We start from the raw sequence: 14,672 nt of genomic DNA on the forward strand, positions 1-14,672 counted from the left end.
TGCTTTCTGATATCGAATAATGTTTTCCTGATAAATATCTGCTTAATATTGGATGCAAAAATACCAATAAAAATAAACCCATCACGTATGATGGGTTCTATTTAACTTACTCTTCTTTTAATTCGTCTATTACTTTCTTTATTTCTTTAGCATATTTTCCGTAAAAAAACTGAACCCACCATTCCAAAAACAATCCCATAAAAAGAATTGAAAAAAGAATAGATGAGAAAATGCCGATTATTTCTATACTGTTAAAGTCAAACAGAACAAAATTGGCGGCTTTAGAATTCTGATCGTAGATTAAAACCATTAAAAACACAATCATGAAAGGTGTCAAAGCAAATCCGAAAGTCTTATACAACTCCATATTCAGACGAATATCAAAATAAGTTTCATACAAATTATCCTTTGTTTTTAGAGCGGTATTATTTAATCGTTTATAGAAAAAATAAAATTTTGCCAAATAATAAATACAAACCGCGGTGAACATACTGAAAAGCAAGAAAAACGGAACAATGTACTTCTGTTCAAAATGAAAAATATACGGGGTAAATCCTATCAACAGTATTGAAACTATCTGTGCAATTAGCTCACTTTTTAAATTTTTTCTGATTCTGTCCAATGGCGTATTGGCTGATTGTATTTTTTCCAGATTATCCGGAAGAACAATGTGATCCGATTTATCATTGTTCCATGCGTTTTGTATATCGTTAAAATCCATATCCTTGATTTTTAATTATTTCTTTCAATTTTTCTTTTGCTCTGTTTAATTTCACCCTGGCATTTCCTTCTGAAATTCCTAAGTTCTCCCCAATTTCTTTATGAGAAAAACCCTCCAGCTGATAAAAAATGATCGCTTTATCTATTTTTTCGAGTTTTTGAACAGCTTTATAAAAATGGTCGATCTGACTTTCTTTGATGCGCGAATCTCCTTCATCGTCCTTAATATTCTCCGAAGCAATTTCGTATTTATCCACCTTTCGTTTTTCCTTTCTAAGAAAAACAATAGCTGTATTTATGGCCACACGATACATCCAGGTCGAAAACTGACTCTCATTCCTAAAGGAACCGTATGATTTCCAAAGCTGGCAAACGATTTCCTGAAACAAATCCTGTTGATCGTCAGAGTTATCCATGTACATTTTAGAAACCTTGTACAATATTCCCTTGTGACTTTCGATCCGATTTAAAAATTCCTGTTCTTTCTCTTTCAAAATACTTTATTGCATTACTGGTTTGACTTTGTACCCTGCTTTCTTTAATAAACTAATCACTCCATACTCTCCACCTAAATGTCCCGATCCTACAGCAAAAAACACACTTTGTTTTTTCATCAATTCCGGCATCGTTTTTACCCAATTCATGTTTCGCTGGTCTAAGATAACTTTATTTGTCTTTTCACTCCCCATTTTTTCATCTGTCACTACATCATACAATCCATTTATGTTTTCATTTTTATAAAAGGATACTGATTGAGACATTACTAAATCATTTAGCTGCTCCAGCATCATTAACATTTCATCATTGGTATAAGCATTTTCCAACATCTTTCCTTGAGATTTTACAGTTTCCAGACCACCAATTTCAATATTTCTTTTCTTTGCTTTCTCAATAAATTCCATTTCATAAAACTTAAGGTCTTTACAGCCAAAACTTTTAATCGAAACCAGGCTCATTACTGCGGTCAGACTATAAGCATCAACCTGTTTGACAGTCATTCCGGTTGCTTTTTGCAGAATCAAATCCAATTTTGACAATTGTTCCGGACTCAGCGTTTTACTTAACGGCTCTTTCCCCAATACCAATTGCTGCATATCCGCCATTTCTTTCGGGTCTGCTAAATCAACTTCCAACACTAATTCGTTTGAGGCTTCAAATGCTTTTTTTGCCTTTTCAGAAAGAAAATAATCTCCTGAACAAATCGCATGAATTGTACCGTACAAATAAGACGGTTTCGATAATCCGTTTCCAGTAACTTCCCATAAAAGCGAATTTTCAAGTTTTGGAAATTTTTTCTGTGCCTGTGTCGTTCCGCTAAAAACTAATGCGATTACTGCAATTGCTGATGTAAATAAATTTTTCATTTTGCTGATTGATTTAATGATTGATGATGATTTGATTATTTTGATTGATTGTTTTCTGATTGATGATTGAACAGGCACTATGATTTAGTATATTTTTTTCTTTGCCAGGAAGCCATTGAAGCTACAAAGAGACAAATCATAACTAAAAGCAATGCCATATTGGGTTTTTCTAAAAAAAATTGATTTACTAAAGCGTATCCTAATCCTGCAGAAGCCGCAAAGACAAATACGAAATGGAATACTTTTTCGGCAGTTGATGTTGAGTTTGGTTTCATAATTATTTTGGTTTTGTCAGTTTGATTTATGTTATTTTTAGATTTGATATTTAAAACTCCTGATTATTGTTTACTGTACTCTTCTTTTTTTGAAGACGCAAAAGTCGCCAGGAGCACACAGATTACTATCACCATAGAATCAGATTGTGGTTTTCCATAAATAAAATGACTCACTAAAGAATAAGATATCTGAACAGCAGTCAAAAAGATCACCAGATTACAGATTCCTTTTTTTGCTGAAATTGAAGTTGAATTTGTTTTCATAATTGTTTTGGTTTATTTGATTACGACTCGTAAGTAATCAAACATTCAAAACGTTACAAGATTTTTTAAACTTTTTTACAGAAGCCCATAGACAAAGGGCTGACGGAAGTTTTTTTTTCACGCAGAGATTCACCAAGAAAAAAAAGCTTCACAAAATAAATTTGTGAAGCTCTGTGATAAATTGGTGAATCTCTGTGAAACATATTACGCTAAAACACGAAGTTTCCCAGTAATTCTAAAACTTCGTTAATCTCTTTTTCTGAATTATAGCTATGAATACAAAAACGCAAGCGTTCCTGACCTTCCGGAACAGTTGGAGAAAGTATCGGTTTTACATCGAATCCTTTACCCTGAAGCTGTTCTGCGAGGCGTTTTACATTTTCGTTACCCGGAACAATCGCCGATTGTATGGCCGATTTGCTCCACACAAACATTGGCTTGAGCCCTAATACGTTTTTTTGTTGATTGAAAAACACAATATTCGTGCGTAACTTTTCGATGGTTGTTTTCTCTGCTTCCAATTGTTTGTACGCTATAAAAATTGTTGCAACAGAATGAGGTGACAAACCTGTAGTATAAATGAAGCTTCTGGCAAAGTTTACCAGATATTCTTTAAGATCTGTACTTCCCAAAACTACAGCACCATGACATCCCAAACCTTTTCCAAAAGTCATGATTCGGGCAAAAATTCTATAGTGCAAATTCAGGTATTGCATCAAACCTTCTCCTTTCTCACCAAACACTCCTAAAGTATGCGCTTCGTCAACCACCAGATAACAATTGTACTTCTCGGACAAGACTACTAATTCTTCTAAATTTGGACTATCCCCATCCATAGAAAAAACCGTTTCGGTCACAATATAAACCGTGGTATCCGGGAATTTCTGAATGAGACGCTCCAGATCTTCAAAATCATTGTGATTGAATTTATATGATTTTGCATTAGACATTGTGATTCCGTCACGAATAGAAGCATGACTCAATTCATCATACAATATGACATCATTTCGTTGCGGTACAGCGCTAAAAAAACCAACATTGGCATCGTAACCCGAATTAAAAATTAATGCCGACTCTGCCTCATGAAATTCTGCAATAAAGGTTTCTGTAATTTGATATAAAGAATGATTTCCTGAGATCAATCGTGATCCGGTTGCGCCGTTTTGAAAAATTTCATTTTCCAGCAAATAAGCATGAGTAAGCTTAAAAATAGATTCTGATTTTGAAAAACCTATATAATCGTTAGACGAAAAATCTATTCGGTTGCTAAAAACCGGTAATTTTCTAAGCGAATTATTTTGCTTTCTTATCTCTAATTTCTGATTCAGGTTCTCCGGTAATTTCATGAAAGCAAAGTTATAAAATTGATTCTAAAATAAACTATCCCATTTATTTCATACACCAATCGAGATTAATCATTCAAATTATACTTCTGCAAAACGATACCTTTAAGCAGCCCAAAAACAAAAACTAAAGCACAAAAAAAAGACTCCAATTACTTGAAGTCTTTTTAAATTTATTCTGAAACTGTCTTAGTCCACTAAAACAATTACTTTATTGTCTTTCATTTCAACAGTACCTGATGCAATCTCTAATGTATAAGTTTGCTCGTTTACTTTCGTGAATTTACTCGCTACATCTTTAGAAAAATTAAACTTTGCAGAAGCAATTTTAACTGTTCCCTTTTCTAAAATAGAGACGATAGGAGCGTGATTATTCAATATTTGGAAGCTTCCGTCAACCCCAGGCAATGTAACTGATGTTACTTCTCCTGAAAATAATTTTGCTTCTGGTGATACTATATCTAAAATCATTTTTTTTTAGTTTACAGTCTCAGTTTACAATCTCAGTACTGAATACTGTGACAGAATACTGAAAACTAGATTATGCTTCAGCTAACATTTTTTCTCCAGCTTCGATAGCATCCTGAATAGAACCTTTCAAGTTGAAAGCTGCTTCCGGAAGATGATCTAACTCACCGTCGATAATCATGTTGAATCCTTTGATAGTATCTTTAATATCAACCAATACTCCAGGAATACCTGTAAATTGCTCCGCTACGTGGAATGGCTGAGATAAGAAACGCTGAACACGACGTGCTCTGGATACTGATAATTTATCTTCTTCAGATAACTCTTCCATACCTAAGATCGCGATAATATCTTGCAATTGTTTGTATTTTTGAAGAATCTCTTTTACTCTTTGTGCACAGTTATAGTGCTCATCACCTAAAATATGTGGAGTTAAAATTCTTGAAGTAGAATCTAACGGATCAACCGCAGGATAAATACCTAACTCAGCAATTTTACGAGACAATACTGTTGTAGCATCTAAGTGAGCAAACGTTGTTGCCGGTGCCGGGTCAGTTAAGTCATCCGCAGGAACGTAAACCGCCTGTACAGATGTAATAGATCCTTTGTTTGTAGAAGTAATACGCTCTTGCATAGCCCCCATCTCTGTTGCCAAAGTTGGCTGGTATCCTACTGCAGAAGGCATACGTCCTAAAAGTGCTGAAACCTCAGAACCTGCTTGTGTAAAACGGAAGATGTTATCAACGAAGAACAATACGTCTTTACCTTGATCAGATCCTGCTCCATCACGGAAATACTCAGCGATAGATAATCCTGAAAGTGCTACACGTGCACGAGCTCCAGGTGGCTCATTCATTTGTCCGAAAACGAAAGTAGCTTTAGACTCTCTCATTCCTGGCATATCTACTTTAGATAAATCCCATCCTCCATTTTCCATAGAGTGCATGAAATCATCACCGTATTTAATAATTCCTGACTCTAACATCTCACGAAGTAAGTCATTTCCTTCACGTGTTCTTTCTCCTACTCCTGCGAATACTGAAAGTCCACCGTGACCTTTTGCGATATTGTTAATCAACTCCTGGATCAATACTGTTTTACCAACACCTGCTCCACCGAACAATCCAATTTTACCTCCTTTTGCGTAAGGCTCAATCAAATCGATTACTTTGATACCTGTGAATAAAACTTCTGATGAAGTTGACAAATCTTCAAATTTTGGTGCTTGTCTGTGAATTGGCAAACCATTTTCACCTGTTTTAGGCAATTCACCTAAACCATCAATCGCATCTCCAACAACATTAAATAATCTTCCGTATACATCCGGACCGATTGGCATTTGGATTGGATTTCCAGTTCCAACTACTTCATATCCTCTACTCAAACCGTCTGTAGAGTCCATAGAAATGGTACGAACCGTATTTTCACCAATGTGAGATTGTACTTCCAGAACCAATAATGTTCCGTCTTTTTTTGTGACTTCTAGTGAATCATAAATTTTTGGAAGTTCAACATCCTTACCGTTGAAAACTACGTCAACTACTGGTCCAATGATTTGAGCAACTTTTCCTATTACTTTTGACATTACTTATGTATTTATTAAATAGCTATTTAGGTTTATCGAAAATACCTCTTTTTTCAGAGCGCAAAGATAAATTTTTAAAATATAAAATCAATATTTTTTTTATAAAAAATACTACGATTTTGTTTGATTCTTAAAAGTCAGCCCTCAAATACCGAAAATAGCATTTTTAAAGTACAAAAAAAAAGCCACTGTGTTCTGAAAACAAGTGGCTGTTTTTATGAAAAAAAATAAATCTTAATTTATAACTTTAGGATAAAGGATCGGGTAATTCCCCACATCTACTCCTTTTAGGTTGGAACCGTATTTCGCATTAATAGACTCAATAAATTTATTGGCAATAAATGCATAACCTCTGGCTGAAGGATGAACACCGTCCAGAGAAAACACTCCTCCGAAAACAAATGCGCTTGTCAAAGTATAGCCATTGACAGAAATACCATTTGCAGTAGACAACTGTTTCATCAATCCGTCAGCATCTACTAATGCCAGTCCATTTGCTTCCTGAGCCGCTTTAATGGTTACATTATAGGCCACAGTAGCATTTTTGATCTCCGTTATCTCTGTTGGAATTAAAACATACTTATCTTGTAACGGATACGTAATCCCAAACTTATCCAATGGAGCAGGAGGTGCCATTCCAATTCCTGAATTTGCTGCTGTAGGTGCTGTACCAATTGCTGCTCTTGTACTCAAAAGTACCAAATCAGTAGCTTTAGCCTGACGCGCCTGACCAAAAACAGTACCATAAAACGCTGCTGTCTGCGCCCCTACTGAAGGTGTAAGCACTGCTGTAAGCTGCGCTGATAAATTAGTAAGCGATTCATCTTTTATCAACAAAGGATTTGCTGCAGTTAAAGACAGCAAATCAATTCTGTCTGTAACTCCAAGATAATTTAAGGCCCCTTTCAACGGACCGTATAATTGCGTATTAAGTGCATTAATCGTTGCTGTCCCAACAGCTGTATTCCCAGCACCCAAAAGAGAAACGGTTAATGGATTATAAGGAACTGTTGTAAAGTGCGGCAAGGTACTAATGTCCGGCAAATTGGCCACAACACCTTTTCTTCCATTCTTAGACAATTCTGCTGTCAGGTTTTTATAAGCAGCATCAAAAGTAGCCGGATCTGTAATTGGGTTTGATCCATCTCCTCCGGATGTAGCGTAACCTAAAACATCGTTACCCCCAATCCATAAAGAGAAAAAAGTAGGATTCTGCGCCAAAGCATCACCCAAAACTGTTGCTGAAGCCGAAGAAGCAATCCTGCCAAAGTAAGGATTACCACTGGCATATCCTGACAATGCCAAATGTGTTGCTTTTGCACCGGGAATCCCCATATTATTGAAAGCTCCTGTTAAACGCGCACTAATATCGGTGCCCGAAACTCCACTAACAGGAACAGGAGTACTTGTTGCCACATCTAAATACAATCTAACTCCTAAACTAGGTATCTGAACACCACCGGAGGAAAACCCTCCAATATTATCAGTCATGAAAGGAGTCGTAAAAGTACCGCCGCCTATCAATGCAAACTGTTGTGCCAAAATGTTAGGGTAGGCATTTGTCTGACCGGCCTTAAACAAAGCATTGTCTGAAAAACCTGCCGCGAACGAATCACCCAACGCAACATATTTTGAAAAATTCGCCTGTCCCGAAGTCAACGGCTGTCCGTCAGATGAATCTGACACCGTTACCGCATCATCACTATTACAAGCCATAAAGGTCACTGAAACCAAAAACAGCCATTTTAAATTTTTTACCATGATCTACTATATTTTTTGATTATCCTTTTCCAAATGCTGTATCCGGAAAAGCGAATAAAAGGTTTGTTTCGTCTATTATCCTAAATTACGGATTGATCGTCCAGGAAACAAAATATTGCTGACCGATATATCCTGCTCCAAGTACCTGAGCATATTCTTTTCCTCCAATATTCGAGGCTCCTAATTTGAAAAGTGATTTTAATTTTGGAAGTCCGTAATTAATCTGCGCATCAATTACAGTAGCCTCTTTAATGATACCATCTGCAAAAGTTGACTCCCATTTATACTCACTATTCCATCTTCCGCTTACACTGAATCCGAAGTTCTCGAATAACTTGTCATTTCCAAGAGACACTTTAACTCTGTGTTTTGGTGTGTTGAACCCGGCTTCAAAACTTGGATCTTTTGCCTGATCAAAATCAAACTGAGCATAATTATAATTTACTCCTAATTCAAAATTAGCAATCACTTTTTTAGAAAGACCAACTCCAAATCCGAACGATTTGATTTCAACATCTGTATTGGTATACAACTGATACGCTCTAGTATTCCCATTCTGAAGAGCATGAACTGATTGATAACCCGGATCTGTATCTCCCTTGGTAACATCAGGAGAATCCTGTGCCGTACCATAAAAAGGCGCTATAACATTTAGATTTCCAATAAAATGATTGTAAATATTATAATAAGCATTAAGATCGATTGAAACATCATTAATAAAAGAACGATACCCCAACTCAAATGCTTTAACTTCTTCCGGCTTTACATAGTTTACATTTGTTTTTCTTAAAAGTTTCGCCGCAGCTACAGGATCAGTTCCTGCCAAAGCAGCAAAAGCACTGGCTGAGCTTGCTGTATACGAATTACCATACGCATTCAGACCGGTCATTACGACAGTTGACCCTTTTGCAAAACCTTGACCCTTCGTTGTCGAAACCGGCAATGTCTCGGTAAAACGCAACAAGTTATCCGGAGCAGAACCGATTAGTACCGCATTCCCGATATTAAAACCAATATATTGATCCTGTGTAGACGGGTTTCTGAAACCGGTTTGAAACGAAGCTCTGAAATTATGATTCTTTTTCTCTCCTCCTGAATACACAAAAGATACTCTTGGTGAAAAATTACCATCGAAATTTTTTGATTTATCATAACGAATAGATCCTGTAAATTTCAATCTGTCTTCCATAAATTTCTTTACCAATTGTGTATAAGCACCATATTCTGTATAATTGATACCGCTATTTCCATCGGTATAGATTCTTCCATGAGAATTCAACTCGTACAATCGGAACGATCCACCCACCTGAATTTCGGCAAATTTTATCAAATCTTTAAAGTTGTAGTTGGCATCTGAATGGTAAATCTTTGAATTGTCTACCAGTTTTGAACCTGTAAGTACGCTTTCGTCAGCAATTACCTGATTGAATGCGTTCTTAAACGCTGCAGTACCTGGTAAGAAACGACCTGTATCTGCTGTAGCTCGTCCCGCTGCATGCGCTTGCTCAGGAGTTGCCCCTCCTAAAGTAGCCTGAACATAAGCCCCGGCATACTGACCAAACCAGGTTTTATCATCTTTCCATTTTCTGTTGATATTAATCCCGGTAAAGCCCATATCATAAGAATCTCCTCCATCTTCTGTTGTCATATATCCTCTCGCAAAGAAATTCTTTCCTTTAAATTCAATTTTGTGCTGCTGCATAAAAAAGTTGTTCAGATAATATCTGTTTGCACCCTGATAAACGGCATTTCCGAAACCAAATTTACTTTGCCAGATAATTTCCAAACGCTCATCACCAAATGGTCTTCCATGAAAAGAGAAGTCAATTTTAGTATTTCCGGCTTTATTATTAGTAAGATCTACTTCGTTATACCCTGTTCTGCTGACATTTTTACTAGGTAATAAATTTACTGCCGAAGCAGGAATAATTCCTAAAGCAGCCAGTGACTGTCCAACACCTTTTAAGTTAGTCGAAACTTCATCACCATAAACGTTAATTCCATCATAATTGATATTACTTCTGTCAATTCCCGGAATAGTTTTGTCGTTATAATTTGTAGCGTACCAATCGGTAGCCTCCATATAAGTAAAGTTTGCTTTGGCTGCGAAATATTTATTAAACGCATGCGCGAATCGCATTCCAAAATCGTAGTAATTATTAGTACCGGCAGCCTTTTGTGAAGTTACTCCGTATTTAAAGTAAGCCGATGCCCCCTGATAGGTAAACGGGCTTTTACTGTTCATGAACATAATTCCGTTAAAAGCATTTGCTCCGTACAAAGCAGAAGATGCACCCGGCAAAAGCTCTACACTCTGAACATCTATTTCCGAAATACCAATCATATTCCCCAATACAAAGTTCAAAAGTGGAGAAGAGTTGTCCATACCGTCAACTAACTGCATAAAACGAGTATTGGCTACCGTTGCAAAACCTCTTGTATTGATCGATTTAAAAGACATACTACTGGTATTCATCTGTACCTCTTTTAAATTTTCCAGACCATCGTAAAAAGAAGGAGAAGCAGTTCTCTTGATATCAACGATTCCCATTCTTTCAATAGTTACCGGAGATTCGAGAACTCTCTCAGGTGTTCTGGAAGCGGAAACCACAATTTCATTCAATTTGGTTTCCTCATCTTTTAAAATTACGTTTATCTTTTGACTTGCACTGGTAACATTAATCGTCTTAGACTCGAAACCTACAGCTGAAACCTTAATTGAATAAGGCAGCTTAGCCGAAGTGCTTAATTTAAATGTACCATCAAAATCCGTAGAAGTACCGTTTGAACTTCCTACTACGACAATATTGGCTCCAGGAATAGGTTGTTTAGCACCGTCTGTAACAGAACCGGTAATTGAATTCTGCGCAAAAGATATTCCGCTGAAAAACAACATAATTAATAAATAGATTCTCATTTGGTTAGTTTTTGATTAGTTTTTGTTTCGTTTATACTACCAAAATACAAATAATTTCAATATGTATAAAAATTTGTTAAAAAAAATAAATATTTCACATAAAATTCACCTTAATTTTAACTTTTGCCAATTGATTTTATTAAATTAAACTCAAATATCAAACTTTTAAAACTCAAAATACTATGCATACATATTATTTTAAAGCAAAAAAATGAGGATATCATAAAAATACATAGGTGATAAAAAAAATATGGCAATTAAAAGAAAATCCGCAATACAATAATTAATTAACAGACCTCTTTCTCAAATACAAAAAATTTCGACAAACCAAACAAGTGCACTTATTTGGAATACCTAAACAGAAAGTATTTGAATTCAAAAAAAGTAAATTTTTCTACAAATATATAAATACAGTTTAAACTTACAAATTTTGTGTTAAAAAAATAAACCAAAAAAAAGCGAAATTTAAAATCTCGCTTTTTAACAGTAATGTAATCTTGTAATTATTACTCCTTTATTTTTATTTCTTCCATTTGATTTTCTAAATCCTTAATTCTCTTATTTTGCTCAATCATATAGAGGGTCATTTCTTCCATCTTCTTCAACAGATTCATGTTCATTTCTGCCAACATTAAACCGTTCTTCTCTATTTCTTTCGCTGATGGTATCTCAGGTAAATGGCTATTTTGTTTGATATACCTCTCCACTTCTTCTAATGATTTTAATTTGTAATCATTCGCAAAAACATAATCCGGAACTACACCTGCATTAACCGTTACTTTTATTTCTTGTGCATGAATATTTCCGGCAATGGTTAATTTTGAATCTGGCACTAATGTTCCAACTCCCACATTACCATTCGCAAGAATTGACATTTTTACATTGTAGTTTGTTATTAAATGTAAAGGGTGATTACTTTCTGTACCAACAAATCCACCACCACCATACCAATTTTCATTATGAGAAAAAACACCCACCTTATACAATCCATTACTCGAAGTTGCCAGAATTTTAGAATGTTGAGCTCCTGCAACATCCAATACTCTGCCCCAACCTTGTTCATTAGAAGGCTTCGTAGTACCAATTCCAACATCGCCATTTACATTTATTGCCATTTTAACACTTGAATTTGTAGCGAAATTTATCCCCCCATGATCTCCTCCCGGATGATTATTCGTTATATTAAGATCAAAATAACCCCCTAAACGATGCCCCGTACTACTATAACCTGAATTAACTTCAAAATCACAAGTGTTATGATAACCAAAACGCACTATACTACTTCCACCTGAAGCATTAGCTAACCTTCCAAATGATGCAATAACCTCATTTGTATTTGTATTAAAAGAATTTGAAACTTGAAATTTAGATGTGGGATTTAAAACTCCGACACCTACATTTCCATTTTCAATTCTCATAACATCACTACCGGTTTTATCTCCAAAACGAATTCCTCCATGCCAATGCAAATCCAAACCAGATGATCCCGGAACACTAAAGGTATTAATAGTATAATTAGCAGGATCTCCAAACCCCACTATAGGCAAACCCTGACTATACAAAGACGAAACTTGTAATAATACCAGCAAAACCGCAATCTTTTTTAAACTTAACAAACTCATATTCTTTTATTTTTTTACAATCTTAAATCATTCTCTTCTACATCAGTATCAATAAAGGATAAAATATAACCGTAATTCTAATAAATCTCAATTATATCACTCTCTTATTTGGCAAATACTTTTTCCTCAAGCATCCTGATTTTTTCATTTTGTTTCTCTATTTTCTTATTCTGTTCTATCATGTATAGCGTCATTTCTTCCATCTTCTTTAACAAACTCAAATTCATTTCTGCCAGCATCAAACCATTCTTCTCTATTTCCTTAGCTGATGGTATTTCCGGTAAATGGCTATTTTGTTTGATATACCTCTCTACTTCTTCTAATGATTTTAATTTGTAATCATTCGCAAAAACATAATCCGGAACTGTACCTGCATTAACCGTCACTTTTACTTCCTGTGCATGAACTTTTCCGGCTACGGTTAATTCTGAATCTGGGCTTGTCGTTCCAATACCTACTCTGCCATTACCAACCAAAGTCATTACATCAATTGGCGCTACATTGTCAAATCCTCCTTTATACAATTTAAACTTTAATTTATTTTGCGCTGCTGCTCCCGCAGTAATTGTAGCATCAATACCATGCCAACGATTTGCATAACTCGTACCACTTTCTAAATCTGATTTATGCCCATACTTTATCAGGTTATCAAAAGTACCGTCAATTCCCGTTTCTGTCAATTTAGATATTACCCCTAATACACTTAGCTTAGTTCCAGGCGTTAAAGTTCCAATACCCACATTTCCATACTGATTAATCCGCATACGTTCTGTACCAGAAGTCCCAAAAACAATATTACGATCCATATCAGGAACAGTAGAATATCCTGACATATCAATATATGATTTAGTCCATTGAGTCGTTCCGGCACCTGCAGACAGTCTTAGAAAACCGTCATCCATAAGATTACCGTGTAAACTATAACCTCTAATTTCCCCATATTCCATAGTTCCTGCCGAAATTACAGGTCTCGGTAAAACATTATACAAACCGCTATTGATACTTATAGACCCCTGTGCATTTATCCTCGTACTGACAAATAAACAAATGCAAACAATCTTAAATAAATTATTCATACAAATTCTTTTTATTTTAATTAATTCTCTTTATGACACTAAAATTCTCTTCCTAAAAAACATCGAAAAGCATAAAAATTAAAGGCAAAACAACAACAATTATACTCTTCAAAAATGATTAAAATATTTCGCGCAAACTTATAATTACATTCTTAATTTGTAAAATTTGCGATAAAAAATGTTTCAAAAAAAGCGAGACATAAAATCTCGCTTTTAACATTTTATATAGTTAAACCATTTTACTAATGAAAACTAAACAAGAAACTAGTTACTCATTCTTTTAGAATCAATTAGTTTAAAACTCAATCTTTAACCCAATTTGGTTAGTACTTGCTACTAAAGTGGTTTTAGTCCCTGGTTTATAATTTTCTACCAAACCGTCATTGTATTTCGCAATGGCAGATTTAATTTTTTTGAGATATCCAATTTTAATAGGAATGGAAGCGATAATCATGGCACCTCCAATAATCGCAGCTGTAAAACCGGTAGGTTCAGACTTAACCATAGGTCCATAACCATTACTCGCATAGGACACCGTGGTATTATCCTGAGTTAAACCCACTATTAAATTAGCCACCACAAGATCACTACTCCTTCACTGGCGCGAGTGTCCCATTCGCGGACAAAACATCAAAATCAATCCATTCTCTTTTAGAATCATCAACTCCTCACCTTTATACATATTTATTTTTTCAATCTCAGGAACTAACTTTATATGTATTTACGAGCGGGACGCTTGCGCCAGTAGGGGCAGTTTTATTAATGCAATACAATTATAACTTCGCAAAAATACACGCAAAATCAAACTTTTTAAACTAACTATCTACATCTATTTTTACATTTAATCTAGATAAGTTTTCCTCAATACTTTTATAATGATTAAACATGTCATTTTGCCCAAAATGCTCTGTTTCATCTATAATTTTCCTTTCTTTTCTAGAAAATTTCTTTCTCAAAAGTCCCCAATAAATTTCCCCAGAAGAAATATTCGTCCTCTTTTTCATTAGCATATCATTAAAATTTTTAGAGTCTAACATTTCATCAAATTCTTTTAAAATTTTATAGACTAACAAAATATATAAATTCCCTAAGTGCCTCCTAAAAAAGATCTTTTCTATCATTTCGCTAAAAGATGAATATGCCGGTGATTCATACAGCACTTTTTCTAACTCTATTATTGCATATTTATAGTAAATGTGCTTATCCATAAAAAATATATAAAAATCCTCTTCCGATGAGTATCTACCTATCGAAAGATTCATTTGTCGAAATAGAAT

14 protein-coding genes are annotated in these 14,672 nt (G+C 35.1%); all 14 read right to left on the reverse strand.

What is annotated here, in order from left to right:
• Positions 1-106: 106 nt before the first annotated feature.
• Positions 107-721: a hypothetical protein gene (locus ACAM30_RS07325; RefSeq protein ID WP_369617894.1), complete on the reverse strand. Its 615-nt coding sequence runs from the start codon at positions 719-721 to the stop codon at positions 107-109.
• Positions 711-1,214 (reverse strand): RNA polymerase sigma factor, encoded by a 504-nt coding sequence (locus tag ACAM30_RS07330; protein ID WP_369617895.1) that lies wholly within the window; start codon positions 1,212-1,214, stop codon positions 711-713. The genes ACAM30_RS07325 and ACAM30_RS07330 overlap by 11 nt, the downstream gene beginning before the upstream one ends.
• A gap of 6 nt (positions 1,215-1,220) precedes the next feature.
• Entirely contained in the window at positions 1,221-2,084 is an 864-nt protein-coding gene (locus ACAM30_RS07335) for a TraB/GumN family protein (protein WP_369617896.1), read from the reverse strand.
• 77 nt (positions 2,085-2,161) lie between these two features.
• On the reverse strand, positions 2,162-2,359 hold the full coding sequence (locus ACAM30_RS07340) for a hypothetical protein (RefSeq protein ID WP_369617897.1): 198 nt from the start codon (positions 2,357-2,359) through the stop codon (positions 2,162-2,164).
• Positions 2,360-2,422: 63 nt separating this feature from the next.
• Positions 2,423-2,623, reverse strand: coding sequence for a hypothetical protein (locus ACAM30_RS07345; protein ID WP_369617898.1), 201 nt, complete (start codon positions 2,621-2,623; stop codon positions 2,423-2,425).
• A gap of 209 nt (positions 2,624-2,832) precedes the next feature.
• On the reverse strand, positions 2,833-3,969 hold the full coding sequence (locus ACAM30_RS07350; protein WP_369617899.1) for an aminotransferase class I/II-fold pyridoxal phosphate-dependent enzyme: 1,137 nt from the start codon (positions 3,967-3,969) through the stop codon (positions 2,833-2,835).
• 186 nt (positions 3,970-4,155) lie between these two features.
• Positions 4,156-4,437: a F0F1 ATP synthase subunit epsilon gene (locus ACAM30_RS07355; RefSeq protein ID WP_017495936.1), complete on the reverse strand. Its 282-nt coding sequence runs from the start codon at positions 4,435-4,437 to the stop codon at positions 4,156-4,158.
• A gap of 70 nt (positions 4,438-4,507) precedes the next feature.
• Entirely contained in the window at positions 4,508-6,019 is a 1,512-nt protein-coding gene (gene atpD, locus ACAM30_RS07360; protein WP_163396342.1) for a F0F1 ATP synthase subunit beta, read from the reverse strand.
• 234 nt (positions 6,020-6,253) lie between these two features.
• A complete protein-coding gene (locus ACAM30_RS07365) occupies positions 6,254-7,780 on the reverse strand; it encodes an SGNH/GDSL hydrolase family protein (protein WP_369617900.1) in 1,527 nt (508 codons plus the stop codon).
• 85 nt (positions 7,781-7,865) lie between these two features.
• The gene (locus ACAM30_RS07370; protein ID WP_369617901.1) at positions 7,866-10,697 is read right to left on the reverse strand and encodes a TonB-dependent receptor; all 2,832 of its coding nucleotides are present in this window, start codon (positions 10,695-10,697) and stop codon (positions 7,866-7,868) included.
• A gap of 506 nt (positions 10,698-11,203) precedes the next feature.
• Complete coding sequence (locus tag ACAM30_RS07375) at positions 11,204-12,319, reverse strand: hypothetical protein (RefSeq protein ID WP_369617902.1); 1,116 nt, start codon at positions 12,317-12,319, stop codon at positions 11,204-11,206.
• Between the two features lie 104 nt (positions 12,320-12,423).
• Complete coding sequence (locus ACAM30_RS07380; RefSeq protein ID WP_369617903.1) at positions 12,424-13,395, reverse strand: hypothetical protein; 972 nt, start codon at positions 13,393-13,395, stop codon at positions 12,424-12,426.
• Between the two features lie 295 nt (positions 13,396-13,690).
• The gene (locus ACAM30_RS07385; RefSeq protein ID WP_369617904.1) at positions 13,691-13,972 is read right to left on the reverse strand and encodes a hypothetical protein; all 282 of its coding nucleotides are present in this window, start codon (positions 13,970-13,972) and stop codon (positions 13,691-13,693) included.
• A gap of 238 nt (positions 13,973-14,210) precedes the next feature.
• On the reverse strand, positions 14,211-14,603 hold the full coding sequence (locus tag ACAM30_RS07390) for a hypothetical protein (protein ID WP_369617905.1): 393 nt from the start codon (positions 14,601-14,603) through the stop codon (positions 14,211-14,213).
• Between the last annotated feature and the right edge of the window lie 69 nt (positions 14,604-14,672).

The organism is Flavobacterium sp. CFS9 (assembly GCF_041154745.1).
GTDB lineage: Bacteria > Bacteroidota > Bacteroidia > Flavobacteriales > Flavobacteriaceae > Flavobacterium.